The sequence below is a fragment of the Streptococcus sp. ALY_208 genome (genome assembly GCF_058314295.1).
Genome location: NZ_JBZFUI010000004.1, coordinates 129,579 through 147,784, shown reverse-complemented (window position 1 = coordinate 147,784; position 18,206 = coordinate 129,579). Strand labels below are relative to the sequence as shown.

Annotated in this window: 21 protein-coding genes; 2 read left to right on the top strand and 19 right to left on the bottom strand. The window is 43.4% G+C overall.

Annotated features, from left to right (window positions below; genetic code table 11):
- Positions 1 to 46: 46 nt before the first annotated feature.
- From AC4HAI_RS05330 to AC4HAI_RS05265, 14 genes are all read right to left on the bottom strand, one after another.
- Entirely contained in the window at positions 47 to 817 is a 771-nt protein-coding gene (locus AC4HAI_RS05330; protein WP_491079346.1) for an acetyl-CoA carboxylase carboxyl transferase subunit alpha, read from the bottom strand.
- Positions 814 to 1,677, bottom strand: a complete 864-nt coding sequence (gene accD / locus AC4HAI_RS05325; RefSeq protein WP_491079347.1) for an acetyl-CoA carboxylase, carboxyltransferase subunit beta — start codon at positions 1,675 to 1,677, stop codon at positions 814 to 816. The genes AC4HAI_RS05330 and accD overlap by 4 nt, the downstream gene beginning before the upstream one ends.
- A gap of 8 nt (positions 1,678 to 1,685) precedes the next feature.
- Positions 1,686 to 3,053 carry an acetyl-CoA carboxylase biotin carboxylase subunit gene (locus AC4HAI_RS05320; protein WP_491079348.1) on the bottom strand — a complete coding sequence of 456 codons (1,368 nt, stop codon included), beginning with the start codon at positions 3,051 to 3,053 and terminating at the stop codon, positions 1,686 to 1,688.
- Positions 3,054 to 3,238: 185 nt separating this feature from the next.
- On the bottom strand, positions 3,239 to 3,661 hold the full coding sequence (gene fabZ / locus AC4HAI_RS05315) for a 3-hydroxyacyl-ACP dehydratase FabZ (protein WP_491079349.1): 423 nt from the start codon (positions 3,659 to 3,661) through the stop codon (positions 3,239 to 3,241).
- Positions 3,658 to 4,119, bottom strand: a complete 462-nt coding sequence (gene accB, locus AC4HAI_RS05310; RefSeq protein ID WP_491110768.1) for an acetyl-CoA carboxylase biotin carboxyl carrier protein — start codon at positions 4,117 to 4,119, stop codon at positions 3,658 to 3,660. The genes fabZ and accB overlap by 4 nt, the downstream gene beginning before the upstream one ends.
- A 33-nt stretch (positions 4,120 to 4,152) precedes the next feature.
- Positions 4,153 to 5,385 carry a beta-ketoacyl-ACP synthase II gene (gene fabF / locus AC4HAI_RS05305; protein WP_491079351.1) on the bottom strand — a complete coding sequence of 411 codons (1,233 nt, stop codon included), beginning with the start codon at positions 5,383 to 5,385 and terminating at the stop codon, positions 4,153 to 4,155.
- Between the two features lie 51 nt (positions 5,386 to 5,436).
- The gene (gene fabG / locus AC4HAI_RS05300; protein WP_491079352.1) at positions 5,437 to 6,168 is read right to left on the bottom strand and encodes a 3-oxoacyl-[acyl-carrier-protein] reductase; all 732 of its coding nucleotides are present in this window, start codon (positions 6,166 to 6,168) and stop codon (positions 5,437 to 5,439) included.
- Positions 6,168 to 7,100, bottom strand: a complete 933-nt coding sequence (gene fabD / locus AC4HAI_RS05295; RefSeq protein WP_491079353.1) for an ACP S-malonyltransferase — start codon at positions 7,098 to 7,100, stop codon at positions 6,168 to 6,170. Before fabD ends, fabG begins: the two co-directional genes overlap by 1 nt.
- Before the next feature lie 61 nt (positions 7,101 to 7,161).
- Positions 7,162 to 8,130: an enoyl-[acyl-carrier-protein] reductase FabK gene (fabK, locus tag AC4HAI_RS05290; protein WP_491079354.1), complete on the bottom strand. Its 969-nt coding sequence runs from the start codon at positions 8,128 to 8,130 to the stop codon at positions 7,162 to 7,164.
- 228 nt (positions 8,131 to 8,358) lie between these two features.
- The gene (locus AC4HAI_RS05285; protein ID WP_491079355.1) at positions 8,359 to 8,583 is read right to left on the bottom strand and encodes an acyl carrier protein; all 225 of its coding nucleotides are present in this window, start codon (positions 8,581 to 8,583) and stop codon (positions 8,359 to 8,361) included.
- A gap of 62 nt (positions 8,584 to 8,645) precedes the next feature.
- Positions 8,646 to 9,620 (bottom strand): beta-ketoacyl-ACP synthase III, encoded by a 975-nt coding sequence (locus AC4HAI_RS05280; RefSeq protein WP_491079356.1) that lies wholly within the window; start codon positions 9,618 to 9,620, stop codon positions 8,646 to 8,648.
- Positions 9,620 to 10,054, bottom strand: a complete 435-nt coding sequence (gene fabT, locus AC4HAI_RS05275) for a fatty acid biosynthesis transcriptional regulator FabT (protein WP_491079357.1) — start codon at positions 10,052 to 10,054, stop codon at positions 9,620 to 9,622. The genes AC4HAI_RS05280 and fabT overlap by 1 nt, the downstream gene beginning before the upstream one ends.
- Before the next feature lie 223 nt (positions 10,055 to 10,277).
- Positions 10,278 to 11,069 (bottom strand): enoyl-CoA hydratase, encoded by a 792-nt coding sequence (locus AC4HAI_RS05270; protein WP_491079358.1) that lies wholly within the window; start codon positions 11,067 to 11,069, stop codon positions 10,278 to 10,280.
- A 159-nt stretch (positions 11,070 to 11,228) separates the two neighbouring features.
- The gene (locus AC4HAI_RS05265; protein ID WP_491079359.1) at positions 11,229 to 11,876 is read right to left on the bottom strand and encodes an HAD family hydrolase; all 648 of its coding nucleotides are present in this window, start codon (positions 11,874 to 11,876) and stop codon (positions 11,229 to 11,231) included.
- Between the two features lie 128 nt (positions 11,877 to 12,004).
- Here AC4HAI_RS05265 and AC4HAI_RS05260 point away from each other — a divergent pair, with 128 nt between their 5' ends.
- Positions 12,005 to 13,363: an aspartate kinase gene (locus AC4HAI_RS05260; RefSeq protein ID WP_491079360.1), complete on the top strand. Its 1,359-nt coding sequence runs from the start codon at positions 12,005 to 12,007 to the stop codon at positions 13,361 to 13,363.
- A gap of 178 nt (positions 13,364 to 13,541) precedes the next feature.
- Positions 13,542 to 14,801: a D-alanyl-D-alanine carboxypeptidase PBP3 gene (gene pbp3, locus AC4HAI_RS05255; RefSeq protein WP_491079377.1), complete on the top strand. Its 1,260-nt coding sequence runs from the start codon at positions 13,542 to 13,544 to the stop codon at positions 14,799 to 14,801.
- Positions 14,802 to 14,856: 55 nt separating this feature from the next.
- Here pbp3 and AC4HAI_RS05250 read toward each other — a convergent pair whose 3' ends face one another.
- Genes AC4HAI_RS05250 through AC4HAI_RS05230 form a run of 5 tightly spaced genes read right to left on the bottom strand, consistent with a single transcriptional unit; the run spans position 14,857 to position 18,166 of the window.
- Positions 14,857 to 15,258, bottom strand: coding sequence for a Mini-ribonuclease 3 (locus AC4HAI_RS05250; protein ID WP_491110723.1), 402 nt, complete (start codon positions 15,256 to 15,258; stop codon positions 14,857 to 14,859).
- Entirely contained in the window at positions 15,251 to 16,594 is a 1,344-nt protein-coding gene (gene cysS, locus AC4HAI_RS05245) for a cysteine--tRNA ligase (protein WP_491110722.1), read from the bottom strand. The genes AC4HAI_RS05250 and cysS overlap by 8 nt, the downstream gene beginning before the upstream one ends.
- 8 nt (positions 16,595 to 16,602) lie before the next feature.
- Positions 16,603 to 16,767: a hypothetical protein gene (locus AC4HAI_RS05240; protein WP_491079363.1), complete on the bottom strand. Its 165-nt coding sequence runs from the start codon at positions 16,765 to 16,767 to the stop codon at positions 16,603 to 16,605.
- Positions 16,768 to 16,787: 20 nt separating this feature from the next.
- The gene (gene cysE, locus AC4HAI_RS05235) at positions 16,788 to 17,372 is read right to left on the bottom strand and encodes a serine O-acetyltransferase (RefSeq protein WP_491079364.1); all 585 of its coding nucleotides are present in this window, start codon (positions 17,370 to 17,372) and stop codon (positions 16,788 to 16,790) included.
- A gap of 53 nt (positions 17,373 to 17,425) precedes the next feature.
- Complete coding sequence (locus tag AC4HAI_RS05230; RefSeq protein ID WP_491110721.1) at positions 17,426 to 18,166, bottom strand: SseB family protein; 741 nt, start codon at positions 18,164 to 18,166, stop codon at positions 17,426 to 17,428.
- Positions 18,167 to 18,206: the final 40 nt, after the last annotated feature.

Below are 18,206 nucleotides of genomic sequence, written 5' to 3'. Positions count from 1 at the left end.
TCCTCTTTTTATTATAGCTAAAAAGCCCCTAACGGGGCTACTTTTATTAATATTTTCTAAAACGTTGATAGCGTTGATCTAGCATCTCTTCAACTGGTAGTTGGCTTAATTGATTGATTTCCTTAATGAGGTTAGTTTTAATCATCTCAATAATTTCACTTGAGAAATAGCCATGCTCAGGGATAACCTTATCGACAATTCCCATATTATACAATTCACCGGCAGTCAACTTCATCAGCTCTGCTGCCTCTGTCGCACGGGAACCGTCTTTCCAAAGGATAGAAGCAAAGCCTTCAGGGCTGAGGATAGCATAAATAGTGTGCTCCAACATCCACACTTTATCAGCTACGGCCAAGGCAAGGGCACCACCAGAGCCACCTTCACCAATAATGATAGCAATAATGGGAACTTTGAGATCACTCATCTCCATAAGATTGCGAGCAATCGCTTCTCCCTGACCACGTTCTTCAGCACCTACTCCTGGATAAGCACCAGCTGTATTGATGAAAGTAATCACTGGGCGACCGAATTTTTCAGCTTGCTTCATCAACCGAAGTGCCTTACGGTAACCGTCTGGATTGGGTTGACCAAAATTACGATTAAGATTATCTTGTAAGTTCTTACCTTTTTGAATACCAATCACTGTTACAGGTCGGCCGTCTAGACGAGCGAGGCCACCAATAACAGCACCATCATCTGCAAAGTGGCGATCACCATGAAGCTCCATAAAGTCATCAAAAACTTGAGCTGCATAGTCAAGAGCTGTCAGTCGTCCTTGGTCACGGGCTTCTTTCAATATACGGGCAACATCACTCATTTGACACCTCCATGAAATGCGATCAGATCAGCAATTGTCTCTTTCATCTCAGTCCGTTTGACAATAGCATCTACAAAACCATGCTCAAGCAAAAATTCAGCTCTTTGAAAATCATCAGGTAACTGCTCACGAACAGTTGTTTCAATGACACGGCGACCAGCAAAACCGATAAGCGTTTGGGGCTCAGCGATAATAATATCCCCTTCCATAGCAAAACTAGCCGTGACACCACCAGTAGTTGGGTCCGTTAAAATCGTTAAGTAAAACAGCCCTGTGTTTGAATGGCGCTTAACAGCTGCTGAGATCTTGGCCATTTGCATCAAGCTGATGATTCCTTCTTGCATACGAGCACCACCGGATGCTGTAAAGAGGACGATAGGCAAGCGATGCTCAGTCGCATACTCAAAGAGACGGGTGATCTTCTCACCAACCACAGAACCCATACTGGCCATGATAAAGTTTGAATCCATAATCCCAAGAGCAACGGGATGACCACCAATCTTGGCCTTCCCAGTCAAGACAGCTTCATCTAGACCTGTTTTTTCTTTAGCCTGATTCAATTTATCCTGATAGCCGGGAAATTTCAAAGGATCTTTGGTCTCAATTCCTGTAAACATCTCTTGAAAACTGTCCTCATCAACTGTCAAGGCCAGACGTTCAACAGCACTGATGCGAAAATTATAACCACAATTAGGACAAATTTTCTCATTTCCCATATCTTTTTGATAGACAGTGTGTTTACAACTTGGACATTTTGAGAACAGCTCATCTGGAACTTCTGGCTGAACCTCCTGGGTCTTACGCAAGGAGCGATTGGGATTAATACGAATGTATTTATCCTTTTTTCCAAACAGTGCCATATTACCTCCTAGTCTTCCTTGTTATAAGCGGGCAAGAACGTCTCCATCAAGAAAGAGGTATCATAATCACCAGCGATAACATTTTCATCTGAAATCAGATCCAATTGGAAATCCGCATTGGTCAAAACGCCTTCGATTTCTAATTCATAGAGGGCTCGTTGCATCTTCATAAGCGCATCGAAGCGGTTATCTCCATGGACGATAATTTTAGCTATCATACTATCATAGTAAGGCGGAATAGTATAACCATTATAAACAGCAGAATCTACACGCATCCCTACGCCACCTGCTGGTAGATAGAGATCTGTGATCTTACCGGGACTTGGGGCAAAATTGAACTTAGGATTTTCAGCGTTAATCCGACACTCGATAGCATGTCCTTTAATCTGGATATCGTCTTGCTTATAGGCCAACTCCTGACCATAAGCTACACGAATCTGCTCTTTCACGAGATCAACACCTGTGACAAACTCTGTGACTGGATGCTCAACTTGAATACGAGTATTCATCTCCATGAAGAAGAATTGTCCTGTTGCCTCATCTAAAAGGAATTCGATAGTCCCTGCATTTTCATAACCAACGGCTTTAGCAGCACGTACAGCAGCATCTCCCATTTCTTGACGAAGGGTTGCACCGATGGCAATAGACGGGCTTTCCTCTAGAACCTTTTGATTATTGCGCTGTAAGGAGCAGTCACGCTCACCTAGGTGAATGACATTGCCGTGGCTATCTGCCATAATCTGAACCTCGATATGGCGGGCTGGATAGACGACTTTTTCAATATACATGGCACCGTTGCCAAAAGCGGCGAGAGCTTCTTGAGAAGCTGACTCAAAGGCTGGAACCAATTCCTCTGGTCCTGTTACCTTACGGATTCCCTTACCGCCACCACCAGCAGAGGCTTTAAGCATAACAGGGTAGCCAATGTTATCAGCAATTTCCAAAGCTGCTTCAGCACTGACAACCTCACCATCTGATCCAGGGATGACAGGGACGTTGGCTTTGATCATTTCAGCACGGGCGTTGATCTTATCGCCCATCTTATCCATGACATTTCCTGATGGTCCGATAAACTTGATATTCATCTCTTCACATAGGGTTGCGAATTTTGAGTTCTCGCTGAGGAATCCAAAGCCTGGGTGGATAGCCTGAGCACCAGTGACTATAGCAGCTGATAGGACAGCATTCATATCTAGGTAAGAATCTGTCGAACGTGCTGGTCCAACACATATAGCCTCATCTGCCAGCAAGACATGAAGGGCATCCTTATCTGCTTGCGAGTAGATAGCTACAGTTTCAACGCCCAACTCACGCGCTGCGCGGATGATCCGGACAGCAATTTCACCACGATTGGCAATCAAAATTTTCTTAAACATTTTTCTGCCTTTCTCCTGCAATCATAAATTTTTGTAGGTAAGGCCTAGTCTCTGCCTTAGCTCATGGCTCTTGCAACAAACTGGCAAACAAACTTATTAGTGGCCTATGACCGACTAAAGAAGCAAGGGGAGAACCTCTCGCTTCTTTAATGTATTTCTCATTACTGCGAAATTCTATATGACAATCAGCTTCCAATAGCAAAGGTCAAGGTACCACTGGCAGCCAGCTTTCCATCTACTTCTGCCTTAGCCTCGACTACAGCAATCGTACCACGGCGCTTGATAAACTTAGCAGTCATAACTAGTTGATCTCCTGGTACTACCTGTTTTTTGAACTTAACCTTGTCCATACCAGCGTAGAAAACTAATTTGCCTTTATTTTCTTCTTTGGACAATTCTAGAACACCAGCGGTTTGTGCTAGAGCTTCCATGATTAACACACCTGGCATCACTGGATACTCTGGGAAGTGACCATTGAAAAACGGTTCATTGATTGTCACGTTCTTGATTGCTACGATCTCATCATCAGACATTTCAAGCACCCGATCTACCAAAAGCATTGGGTAGCGATGTGGAAGAGCTTCACGAATCTTTGTAATATCGATCATTTGATACGTACCAGTCCTTTTCCGAATTCAACAACTTCTTCATTGGCTACAAGTACTTCTGTGATAACACCATCTTTTGGTGCAGGCACTTCATTCATAACCTTCATAGCTTCAATAATCATTAAGGTTTGGCCTTTTTTGACTGAGTCCCCAACAGAGACAAAGTTTGGTTTATCAGGGGCCGGGGCTAAATAAGCAACACCAACAAGTGGACTCTCTACAACTTCTCCTTCTGCAGGTGCAGCCTCAGCTTCTTTGGCAGCAGGCGTGGCTACCTCAGTAGCTGTAGCAGATAGCTCTTTTTGTCCAGCTGACGCCGTTACTGAAGAATCTAGGGCAGGGGCTTGCGATGGCATCTGTGCCACTGGGACTGTTGCTGTATTTTTGCTTAAAACAAGAGATTCCCCATTGTTTTGATAAGCAAACTCACGTAAGCTAGATTGATCAAATTGACTCATTAAGTCTTTGATTTCTGAAATAATCATTTTGAATTAGTCCTCCCAGCGCTTGAAGGTGAGAACAGCATTGTGACCACCAAAGCCAAAGGTATTTGAGATGGCATACTCAATATCTGCCTTACGACCTTGTCCATAGATAACATCTGCTTCAATATCTTCTGACAATTCTTTAGTTCCAGCTGTCATCGGTAAGAATCCGTGGCGGATAGCTTCGATTGTTGCGATCGCTTCAACGCCACCAGCAGCACCAAGAAGGTGACCTGTGAAGGATTTAGTAGATGATACAGGGACGTTTTTACCAAGGACTGCTACAATGGCAGCACTTTCACCCTTTTCATTGGCTTGTGTTGACGTACCGTGTGCATTGACATAACCAACTTGATCTGGTGTAATACCAGCCTCTTTCAGTGACAAACGCATAGCTTTGGCAGCACCTGTTCCATCCGGCGTTGGTGTTGTCATGTGGTAGGCATCATTATTAGCACCATAACCAACGATTTCTGCTAAAATGGTTGCGCCACGTTTTTGAGCATGCTCCAAACTTTCAAGTACCAAAACAGCAGCTCCCTCACCCATAACGAAACCATTACGATCTTTGTCAAATGGAATAGCTGAACGAGTTGGATCTTCTGTCGTAGAAAGGGCAGTCAAGGCATTGAAACCACCAATACCAATCTTAGTAATAGAAGCTTCAGCACCACCGGCAAACATCACATCGTGCAAACCATATTTGATTTCACGGAAAGCCTCACCGATGGCATCATTGGCTGAAGCACAGGCTGTTGTCACTGACTTACTAACACCCTGAGCACCTAATTTGAGCGAAATGTTACCTGCAGCCATGTTTGATAATGCTTTAGGAATAAACATCGGTTGGATACGTTTCATGCCACGTTCGTGCATGCGGATGATTTGGTCTTCCAATTCTTGCAGACCACCGATACCAGATGATACGATAACACCTGTGCGGTCACGATCAACCTGATCCATATCAAGTTTAGAATTTTCAAGAGCCTCCATTGTTGCATAGATAGCATAAAGCGAATAAGTATCCATGCGGTTTTTGTCTTTTTTGACAAAATATTTATCGAATGGGAAATCTTGAATTTCACCAGCGTTATAAACTGGGATTTCTGACGTATCAAATTTAGTGATCGGCTTGATCCCAATTTCTCCTGTTTCCAAACTCTTCCAGAAATCCTCTGGCGTATGGCCAATCGGTGATGTGACACCATATCCTGTAACAACAACACGATTAAAAGTCATAAATCTATCCTCTTATTTCTTTTAGCTTATATATTATGCGGGGAGCAAGCCTTACATGCTCATCCCACCATCAATGGCAACGACTTGTCCAGTCAAGTATTCTTGGCTAGCTAGGAATAAGGCAACATCAGCCACTTCTTCTCCCTGCCCGATACGCTTCATGGGAACTTGGGCAATCATAGCTTCCTTCATCTTTTCTGGAATAGCATCTGTCATATCAGATTCAATGAAGCCAGGTGCAATAGCATTGACACGAACGCCTCTTGCAGCAACCTCACGAGCTACTGATTTCGTAAAGCCAATTAGGCCAGCTTTTGATGCAGCATAATTCGCTTGACCCACATTTCCCATCAGTCCGACGACTGAGGACATATTGATGATAGCACCTTGACGTGCTTTTGTCATTTGTTTAAGCACAGACTGGGTCATATTGAAGGCACCCGTCAAGTTAATTTTGAGTACATGCTCAAAATCTTCTTCTGTCATTTTGAGCATGAGCTTATCATTAGTGATACCAGCGTTATTGATCAGAATATCGACGGAACCTAGCTGCTCTGTAGCTTGATCAATCATCCGCTTGGCATCGCCATGATCCGAGACGTCTCCTGAAATAGCAATAACCTTAACCCCATAAGAGGTGAATTGATCTAAGATCTCACTGGAGATAGTAGAGCGCCCATTTAGAACGACATTCGCTCCTTGACTGGCAAATTTGTGGGCAACAGCTAAACCAATTCCTCTCGTTGAACCTGTAATAAATACATTCTTGTTAGTTACTTCCATTAGAACTCTCCTATTTTCTCTAATAATTCTTGAAAGCTGGATACATCTTCTACATGGGCTAGAGGAGCTGTTTTATCAATTTTTTTCATAAAGCCGCTCAAGATTTTACCCGGACCGATTTCAATATAGTTCGTAACGCCAAGATCTTTCATGGTCTCAATGGATTCATAGAAGCGAACAGGCTCCATAACCTGACGAGCCAGGAGAGTCTTGATATTTTCTTTCGCCATAACCTTGGCCTCAGTATTACCCACCAGAGGGATCTTAAAGTCAGCAAAAGTCACTGTTTCCAGTTCCTTGGCTAATTGCTGGCTGGCTGGCTCCAAGAGTGCTGTGTGGAATGGTCCTGATACTTTTAAGGGAATCAAACGCTTAGCACCAGCCTCTTTCAAATTTTCAACAGCTTGATCCACAGCTGCTGCATGACCACCGATCACAATTTGCGCAGGCGTATTGTAATTAGCTGGCTTAACGTAACCCTTGTCAGAAGCTTGACGACAAGCTTCCTCAATGACTTCTACTGGAGTATTCATGACCGCAACCATCTTCCCTGTACCAGCTGGTGCTGCTGTTTCCATAAACTCTCCACGCTTAGCTACCAAGCGAAGCGCCTCCTCAAAAGTCAAGCTGCCTGCTGCCACTAAAGCGGAATATTCTCCCAATGACAGACCAGCCACCACGTCAGGAACTATTCCTTGGTCCTTTAAGAGACGATAAATAGCAATGGAGGTTGTCAAAATAGCTGGCTGTGTATAGCGTGTTTGATTGAGCTTTTCCTCATCGTTATCAATGAGCTCACGGACATCATATCCCAAAATATCACTTGCAGTATCAAAGGTCTCCTTGACAAGGGAATAGGTCTCGTATAAGTCCCTGGCCATACCCAGATTTTGGGCACCTTGTCCGGCAAATAGAAAGGCTGTTTTTGTCACAGAATTTTCCTCCAAGTTCATTTAGAAAAATAGGGGGGATTGGTTTTCTTTTGGCAAAGGTTTAGTCTGTTGTTACATCTGCCCAGCGTGCAGCTTCTTCTTTGATCACTTTTGCTGCACCGTAGTAGAGATCCTTTAAAATTTCCTCAACAGTTTCTTCCTTGGAAACAAGGCCAGCAATTTGGCCGGCCATGACAGAACCATTTTGGACATCACCATCAACAACCGCATTACGAAGGGCACCAGCTCCAAGCTCTTCAATCTCTTGAGCAGTAATCTTACCTGCTAAGAAATCTCTCTCTGCTTGAGCATAAGATGATGATAATTTATTTTTGATTGCTCTAACCGGGTGACCTACGACGTTAGCAGAAACAACTGTATCGATATCTTTGGCTTTGAGTAACTTATCTTTGAAATTTTGGTGGGCGTTTGATTCTTTTGAAACGACAAAACGTGTTCCTACTTGAATGGCTTCAGCACCGAGCATGAAGACAGCGGCTGCTCCATGTCCATCTGCTACACCGCCGGCGCCGATAACTGGGATATCAACAGCATTAACTACTTGACGGACCAAGGTCATGGTTGTCAGCTTACCGATATGGCCACCGGCTTCCATACCTTCAGCAATCACAGCATCCGCCCCTAATTTTTCCATACGTTTAGCTAGAGCGACACTTGGTACTACTGGAATAACAATGATGCCGGCTTCATGGAAACGATCCATATACTTCCCAGGATTCCCAGCACCAGTTGTTACTACTTTGACTCCCTCTTCGATAACGAGGTCTACAATATCATCAGCAAAAGGAGATAAAAGCATGATATTGACCCCAAAAGGTTTGTCAGTGATTGATTTCACACGATCGATGTTGGCTTTGACCACCTCTTTAGGAGCATTACCCCCACCAATAATTCCCAATCCTCCTGCATTTGAAACTGAGCCAGCTAAGTCACCATCGGCAACCCAGGCCATTCCACCTTGGAAAATAGGATATTTAATATTCAATAATTCTGTAATGCGGGATTTCATAAATTTCTTACCTTCTCATCTATAGTGTTCCATGAACTTGGATCATCATACTTTGAAAATCAAAGTATCAGTCTAAAGAAGAAGGCAGAAGAGTCTCCTCGTCCACCTTGCAGCCTTGATTATTATTTGTTAAGTACGTACAGAAGTACTACCATTGCAACGCTGCACCTTCGTAACTAAATCTACAAGATTTATAGGCTAGGCTATTAGCCTAGCTTTTAAATGACATTATTTAGTTTTTCCTTCTACGTAGGCAACCAAGTCACCAACAGTGTTCAAACCATCTTCAGTTTCGATTTGGATGTCAAAGGCATCTTCGATTTCTGAGATAACTTGGAAGACATCAAGTGAGTCTGCGTCAAGTTCGTCAAATGTTGTTTCCATTTGTACTTCTTCTGCTTCTTTACCCAATTCTTCAACGATAATTTCTTGTACTTTTTCAAATACTGCCATTTTAACTTTCTCCTTTTAAAAAATATGAAATATATAATATACTGCTGTTCACAGTTATCTACCTAGATTTTAACAATTAGACTGCCCCATGTCAATCCCCCACCAAAACCTGATAGGAGAACTGTCTGCGAGCCATCTAATTTAATGAGTCCATTTTCTACAGATTCCGCTAATAAAATCGGGATACTAGCGGCACTTGTGTTACCATAGCGCATCATATTCTCAAGGAACTTTTCACGCTCTAAACCAATCTTTTGAGCCATCTTATCTAAGATGCGAACATTGGCCTGATGTAGTAAGGCATAGTCAATCGATTGTTCTGGAATAGACGATGTCTCTAAAAGGGCTTTGATACTCTTAGAAACATCACGGACGGCAAAATCAAAGATAGCTCGTCCATCCATAGCCATATAAGGCTCATCTTCTCCTTGATCGGAGTAGGGTGAGCCCAGGCCTGTTCTTCCTGAGCGTAAGCTATCGCCCCTACTACCGTCTGTATGGAGTGACTCTGCCAGAAAATGCTCTTCTTGAGTAGCTTCTAGGAGGACACCTCCTGCACCATCTCCAAAGAGAACGGCTGTACGCCGGTCTGTCCAATCCAGTGTCTTGGACAAAACTTCAGCGCCAATCACCAGACCTTTTTTATAAACACCTGACTTGATCAGCTTCTCAGCTGTCGATAAGGAAAAGACAAAACCGCTGCAGGCAGCTACTAGGTCATAGGCAAAAGCATTACTAGCTCCAATATTAGCCTGAACACGCGCAGCTGTCGAAGGCATAAAGGAATCTGGCGAAATCGTCCCGACGATAATAAAATCAATTTCACTAGCATCTGTATTTGATTTTACAAGCAGATCTTTGGCAACAAGGGTCGCTAGGTCGCTGGTCTCTTGGTTTTTACTGATGCGTCGCTCACGGATACCTGTACGGGTTGAAATCCATTCATCACTCGTATCCATAATTTTCGATAAATCATCATTGGTGATGATCTGATCAGGTACAGCATAGGCTGTCTGAGTAATTTTCGCAAATGTCATTATTTTAAATCCTCTAAGAATTGATAAAGATTAAACAAGGCACCCTCAAGGCTCTCAACCTCCTTGGCATCCATTCCTTTGACAATCTGAGTAACCATGTTTTTATGAAAGCGTCTGTGCAATCGATAGAGCAGCCGCCCTTTTTTCGTTAAGTTCAAGTGAACTACACGACGATCGATCGAGGAACGGTGCCGCTCCACATATCCTTTTCTCTCCAACTTATTGAGACTAGTGGTTACAGTACCCAGGGTCACCATGAGCTCACGTGCAATATCACTCGGCGTTGCCTCTGGAATCTGACCGATAATATCAACCGTATGCATTTCCTTCATAGAGACATCACTGAAACGACTATTTCGCAAACTCATCTCTTCAATGACTAATACATTGTTAAAAACCTTTGTTAAATATTCATTAACTAGCTTATAGTCCACCGGATACCTCGTTTCTCAAATAGTTTGATGATCAAAGTATATCAGATCAAAAAATGAATTGCAAGAGCGGTAAAACGCTTTCTTGACAACTTTTCTATGTAAAACAGCTATTCATCTACTTGAAGCAAAAAAAGATCAAGAGCTTGGGATAAGATTCCAGACTCTTGATCTTTTTATACTTAACTAAATTGAAGCAGTGCTCATCTTGCTTCTATCTTACACATTATTTTCCTGTGAATTTTGGACGGCGTTTTTCAGTAAAGGCGTTAACACCTTCCTTGAAGTCCTCGGTAAAGGCAAGGGATTTTTGGAGAGCTAGCTCAAGATCAGCATACTCTTCCCAACCAGCAAAGTCAGATTGCCAAACCATTTCCTTAATCGCTTTAAATGAATTAGGAGAGCTGCGCTTCAAGCGCTTGATCAAACGATCGGTATCACGCTCTAGCTTATCTGGATCAGCCAATCGGTAGACAAATCCCCACTCTAAGCCTTTTTCAGCACTAACTGCTTCACCTGTCATGGTAATTTGAGTAGCACGATTAATACCAATTGAGCGCGTCAGTAGGAAAAGCCCACCAGCATCAGGTGCTAGACCAACACCGACAAAAGCTTGGATGAACTTGGCTTTTTCTGTCGCAATCGTGAAGTCAGCTGCCAATACCATATTGAAAGCCGCACCAGCCACTGGACCATCTACACTCATAATGACTGGCTTTGGTAAACGCTTGATCATAAATGAAATGGTATTAACCAATTCAGCAATGCGGACGAGCGATTGGACATCATCAGCATCAACTGCTTTTTGCATTTGATCCAAGTCTCCTCCGACTGAGAAGACCTTACCATTGGCATTGATCAAGAGAATACGGACTGAATCGTCTTTTTCTGCCAAGCTGATGGCTTCAATAATCTCTTCACAAATGGGAATATTAAAACCATTTGATACTTCTGGTCGGTTAAGGGTGATTGTTGCTACACCGTCTTCGACGCTGTATAGAATGGTTGAGAAATCCATGAGGAACCTCCGATTTTTTTCATCATTTTCAAACAAAACAAGGCTTGTTTACTGTGTTTATTATATCGAAAACTGTTTATTTGACAAGGGTTTACTATGTTTTATCAGATAAACTATCCTGTCATAACCTAAAATGGCTATGATTTGTCCTACTATAAGTCATAACATACCATCAAGAACTTGTCTGACAGCGGTCAGATCCTTGAGCAAGCGACTCGCTGCTGATTGATCCATCCCAAAGCGACTATCCTTTATCGCCCAGACTTCTATATTAGCTGCTAGGCCTGCTGCGATCCCCTTCTCACTATCCTCAATAATAAGTAATTGATCCTTGGAGAAGCCCAGCTGGCGAGAGGCTTCCTCATAAATAGCAGGATGGGGCTTACTTTCAGGAAATTCCTCTCCAGATAGAATGACTTGGAAATGAGAAATCAACTGGGTCTGCTCTAGGGCTCTCAAAATATCTGATTTGGTCGAGCTAGAGGCTAGCCCTAAAACAATCCCTTGACTAGCTAGATCTTCTATAACTTCCTTGGTATCCGGAAAAATCAACTCCTTATAAGGTAAAGGATGACTTTCTTTATAAGCTAGATAATCTTTTTGGAGCTGATCAAGATCCCAGCTCTGGTAATCCGATCCCAGGATTTTAGGCCAGACCTGCTTCATATTGCCACCAATAAAGAAGCTAGGGGCGATGTGGGAAATGGATATCCCCTTTCCTGATAGGAAGGTTTCTCGTCTCTTGTAATAGAAAAGCTCTGTGTCAAATAGGACACCATCCATGTCAAAAATAATCGCTTTTATCATTATCCCCCTCTTTTCTACTGTATTTTACCATAATTGCTGATTTCCTTTTGGGGAAAAATCAAATTGATAAAGTGTCAGAATTTTGCTATAATTTCCAAAAATAAAAGAGAAATAGGACGGAATTTTCTATGAAAGTCATTAAATTTGGCGGCAGTTCTCTAGCTTCTTCAGGACAGTTAAAAAAAGTTCTTGATATTGTCAAAAACGATCCTGAGCGGCGCTTTGTTGTGGTGTCTGCTCCGGGTAAACGTTATGCTGACGATATTAAGGTTACAGATGCCTTGATTCGCTACTACCGTTCCTATACTGATGGGGCAGATGTCAGTGAGGATCAGCGCTGGATTATCGATCGATATAAGGCTATAGTTGATGAACTTGGTCTTAGTCAGGATATTATCGATCAAATTGCGGCAGCTATCACAGGTCTAGCTACCCTACCGATTGAAGGCAATGACTTCCTTTATGATACTTTTCTAGCTGCTGGTGAGGACAACAATGCTAAGTTGATTGCAGCTTATTTCCGTCACAATGGGTTGCCTGCTCGTTACCTCCATCCCGGTAAGGCTGGTATCATGGTCTCTAGTGAGCCTGGTAATGCACGTATCTTACCAGGAAGTTATGATAGGTTAGAAGAATTGCGCGAGGGTGAGGATATTTATGTTATCCCTGGATTCTTTGGCGTCACTACTGACGGTCAAATTTGTACCTTTTCTCGTGGTGGGTCTGATATTTCTGGTTCTATTGTTGCTGCTGGGGTCAAAGCTGATCTCTATGAAAACTTTACTGATGTCGATGGTATTTTTGCAGCCCATCCAGGTGTGGTTCACCAGCCCCATTCTATCAAGGAGCTCACTTATCGTGAAATGCGTGAATTAGCCTACGCAGGCTTCTCTGTTCTTCACGATGAAGCCTTGATTCCTGCTTATCGAGGTCGCATTCCTCTCGTCATCAAAAACACCAATAATCCAGAGCATCCAGGTACACGTATCGTTCTTGAGCATAGCAATCACGACCTCCCGCTCGTCGGTATCGCTGGTGATGACCACTTTGTCAGTATCAATGTTTCTAAATATCTGATGAACCGTGAGGTCGGTTTCGGTCGGAAGGTGCTGCAAGTCTTAGAAGAGCTCAATATTCGCTGGGAGCATATCCCTACAGGTATCGATGACATGTCTATTATCTTGCGTGAGCGTGAATTAACACCGATCAAGGAACAGGAAATTATCAGTCAGCTGACACGCCATCTGGGAGCTGATGAAGTCGAGATTGAGCGTGATCTCTCTATTATCATGATTGTCGGAGAAAAGATGAAAAACCATATCGGTGTCACTGCTACAGCTACCAAGGCTCTCTCTGATAATCACATCAATCTGGAAATGATCTCACAAGGTTCCAGTGAGGTCTCTGTCATGTTCGTCATCAAAACTCAGCAGGCTAAATCTGCCATAAAAGCCTTATATGAAGCCTTTTTTGAAACTGATGACTAAAAAGCTGGGCAAGACCTAGCCAACTGGATGGAGTGAGAAAGTCCCTAAAGGTTCAGCCCTTGGGGGCTTTCCACTCCTTTTTAGATAATCTTAGAATAGCTGTTATAACAGTTTCTAGCCTTTTCCAAAGTGACTACCATGCTCCTAAATAGTTTATGGTATAATGAAAGGGATTATGATGACACGATATAAATCTTTAACCAGAATCATTTCAGGGCTAGTTATCCTGCTCACTCTATTTGGGACAAGTCCAATTGTCAAGGCTGATAAGACAAAGTTTGATGTCCCTGCCAATAATGCTATTGCTGTTGAGGCTTCAACAGGGAAAATTCTTTTTGAAAAGAAAGCCGACTCCCCTGAAGCGATCGCTTCTATCACAAGACTTTTGACAGCCTACATGGTCTACGAGGAAATTGACAAGGGGAATTTGTCTTGGGATACTAAGGTGACTATTTCTGACTACGCTTATGATCTGACGCTCAACACTGAGATCAACAATGTCCCTATGGATAAGCGTGAGTACACCGTCAAAGACCTCCTAGATGCTTCTCTTGTTTACGGGGCTAACAATGCCAGTATCGCCTTGGCTGAGTACATAGCTGGTGATGAGGCTAGCTTTGTCAAGATGATGGAAAAGCAGCTACGTGATTGGGAAATTACAGATGCTAAACTGGTCAATGCGTCTGGACTTAACAATAGTTATCTTGATTCCTATCGCTTACCTGGTACACAGAAAGATGATGAAAATACTATGAGTGCCAAGTCGGTAGCCAAGATTGCCTATCACTTGATCAAGGAACATCCCGAAGTGCTCTCTATCACTAAAAAAACGAGTATTGATTTTGACGGTGAGACACTAACAACCTATAACGATATGTTAGATGGTCGTCCTAATGCTAGGGACGGTGTCGATGGACTGAGTACTGGAACCTCTGAGAAGGCTGGTGAATCCTTTGTTGCGACATCCACAGAAAATGACATGCGTGTCATCACTGTTGTCTTGAAAGCTGATAACGACAATAACAATCCCTATGCGCGGTTTATCGCTACAAACACCCTGCTAGACTATGTCACCTATAATTTTCAGGTAACTACCCTAACGGTAGCTGGGACAGCTTATGATAATAGCGCAGCTCCGGTCATCGATGGTAAGTCAGCCTTTGTCCCGGCTGTTGCTAAGAAGGACTTTAAGGTAATTACACAATTAGGATCAACTGGCAAACCCAAGGCTTCTATCAACACTAAGTCTGTGACCGCTCAGGTCAAAAAGGGAACAAGGGTTGGAAGCTTGACCTATATCGACCCTGATCCTATCGGATCAGGCTATATCGAAGAGGCTCCAAGCATGACACTGGTTGCTCAAAAATCTGTAAAAAAGAGCTTCTTTCTAAAGGTTTGGTGGAATCATTTCGTCCGCTATGTCAATGAAAAGCTATAATGCTACTGATAAAAAAGATTGGGGTCTGGAACAAAAGTCCAGATCCCAATCTTTTTTATAATGATTCTTTGTCAACTGTTTCAATACACCAGTTAATCAGGTGTTCTAGGCGTGACATTTGCTTGGTCATGTGCAGATAACCTAGGACAGCTTCAAAGCCTGTCGACATCTTATAGGTGATGATGTCTGTATTTTTAGCTTTGGTATGAGTATTGGCGTTACGGCCTCGTTTATAGATAGCTTCTTCTTCTTCGGTTAGAAGATGGTTGTCTAGCATTTTTTCGATCAAACTGGCTTGAGCCTTAGCTGATACATAACGAGTCGCCATACGATGGAGCTGATTGGGCTTGGTCTGTCCTTGGAAGATCAAGTGACGCCTGATATAGAGCGAGTAGACAGCATCCCCTTCAAAAGCCAGAGCAATGCCATTGATCAATCTCACATTTATCTCAGTCACGTGTCCACCTCACACCATCCTTGGTATCTAACAATTTGATACCCTTAGCAGCTAAATCATCACGGATCCGATCGGCTGTAGCAAAGTCTTTGTTGGCACGCGCTTGCTGACGCTGCTCAATCAAAGCCTCAATCTCTTGATCCAGGCTTTCTTCTTGGAAGATCAGGCCAAAGACAGCCAACATCTGAGCAAAGGCATCCTTAACAGATTGGCTGTAATTTCCTGAATTAATCCACTTGGCCATGTCGAAGACGACTGTAATTCCATTAGCGCTGTTGAAATCATCGTCCATGGCTGTCTGGAAATCCTTTTGAAAGCGCTCCAGAGTCTTTAGATCCACATCTTTAGTCAGGGGAAGATTGAAAGTATTTTTTAGGTATTTGACGTTGACCTCGGCATCATGCAGGGCTTTGTCTGTAAAGTTAATGGGCTTACGGTAATGCTGGGTTGCCAAGAAAAAGCGCAGTACCTGACCATCAACTGTCTTTAGTAGATCATGAACCGTGACGAAATTTCCCAGAGACTTAGACATTTTTTCATTGTCTACATTGACAAAGCCATTGTGCATCCAGTAGTTGGCAAAGGTATGACCGGTTTTAGCTTCAGATTGAGCGATTTCGTTTGTATGGTGTGGGAATTCGAGGTCTGCTCCCCCGCCGTGGATATCAATGGTATCACCTAGGAGTTCAGTTGCCATGACAGAACACTCAATATGCCAGCCTGGACGGCCAGAACCCCATGGGCTATGCCAAGAAATCTCTCCTGGTTTAGCGGCCTTCCATAGGGCAAAATCAAGTGGGTCTTCCTTATCTGCTGCCTCACTATCCAGTCGACCGCTGGCTCCAATCTCAAGATCCTCTAATGTCTTATTAGCTAGACTAGCATAGTTGTTTGATTTTTTGACACGGAAATAGACATCACCAGCTGATACATAGGCAAAATCCTTATCTAGCAAGACTTGAATGAAGGCGATAATCTGCTCCATAAAGTCCATAACTCTGGGATTCTTAGTGGCTGGCTTGATCTCCAACTGCTCAGTATCTTCCATAAAGGCGGCAATAAATTTATCTGCCAGAGCTTTAGGTTCCATACCTGCTTGGGCAGCTGCCTTGATGATCTTGTCATCAACATCTGTAAAGTTGGAAACGTAATTAACCGTATAACCACGGTACTCAAAATAGCGGCGAATCGTATCAAAGGCAACACTTGAACGTGCATTGCCGATATGAATATAGTTATAGACCGTTGGACCGCAGACATACATATTAACCCTATCAGGAGTGATGGGGGTAAAGTCACGCAAGCTGCGGGTTAGGGTATCGTAAATCTTAATCACAGTTTCTCCTATTTCTTTCTTTTCTTAACGAGTGGTACTAGCAAGGCAAAGGCTACCAAAAGCCAAACAAGAGATCTGACAAGATGACCGTCCCAAAAGAACTTTCCTGCATAACCTAGCAACAAGAGGCTGGCTAGTAGGTTAATGCCTTTGGTTTTTAGGAAATTCATCATCGCTATCTTCCTTTCTTATATCAGAGATGAGACGAGTGATAGCTGGCCTCACGTGCTTCTTGAAGGTCTCTGATAGCTTTTTCATCCTTTTGACCGTGCACCCGGACAACCTTGGCTGGGACACCAACAACGGTCACATCATCGGGGACATCTGATAAAACAACTGCAGCAGCACCAACCTTGGCATTACGACCGATCTCAATAGGACCGATGAGTTGGGAATGAGCAGAAATCAGCGCCCCTTCTCGAACTGTGGGGTGACGCTTACCAACGTCCTTACCAGTACCACCTAGGGTGACACCGTGATAGAGCATGGCACCTCGCTCTACTATAGCTGTCTCACCGATGACTAGACCTGAGCCATGATCGATAAAGACACCGCTAGCAATTTGGGCACCAGGGTGGATCTCTATCTGGGTCCAAAAGCGCCAAAACTGGCTGTGCATACGAGCCAGGAGGCGAAAACCATGACGCCAGAGAAAATGCGAGAGCCGATGGGCGGCTAGGGCCTTAATCCCTGGGTAAGTTAAAAGAACCTCTAAGGAAGTTCTGGCAGCAGGATCGTTTTCTTTCACAATATTAATCGAATCTCTCCACCATCCCATAGATAGCTCCTTTCTATGTCCTCATTCTTGCCCAGCCTCTCTTGGTTAGGCATTTAATCTTGCCAAGGAACCAAGGTTTCTGCTGAGCTACCGGGGTCAACAACAATTCCCTTGGTATCACCGACACCACTCTCACCTTGGGCTGGGTGGGCCATCTCATCCATGGTCCAAGCCATTACCATACCCTTAGCCAAGCGGAACTGATAGCCCATCTCACCATCGTTGTACCAGTGCGAGAACTCTGAAATCGAAGTGAAGACAGGAATATAGCTATCCTCCTCGTAATTGAGTGTAGGGTAGCTGCGCTGGTGGTTGCCCTTATCATCGTCAATCACTAAAACTGGTACATAGTGACGGCGCTGCTCAGGCTTTTGCGCAAGGTTATCATCGTTATGTACTTGAGTCAGAATCTTGGTATAGATATTGATCAGCTGAACCATATCACTGCTCTTAAAGATGGTTGAATTGGCAAAGTCACCAGCTTTTTTGATGTTAAATATCAGGCCGTGCAAGCGGTGCTCAACAGCTTCCTCTAGCAGATCAATGCTCAAGCGCTCAACCCAATCTTGATCTTTGGCACTAGCGTGCTGCTTGATAAAGTTAGCTAGATCTGACCTGCTGGTGAAAACTGGAATGACTTTTTGACCATCTAGGGCTACAGCATAGGGCTCACGGCTAGCCAATACTGGAATGGTATGAAAACTATTAACCAATCGTAGACCATCCAAAAAATTTTCTGGATTGGCAATAAACTGACGCAGGGCAAAATCTATTTCTGAATTAAATGGATTCATCTCTATCTACTTTCCTTTTCTTCATGGTGTATCTGCTAAT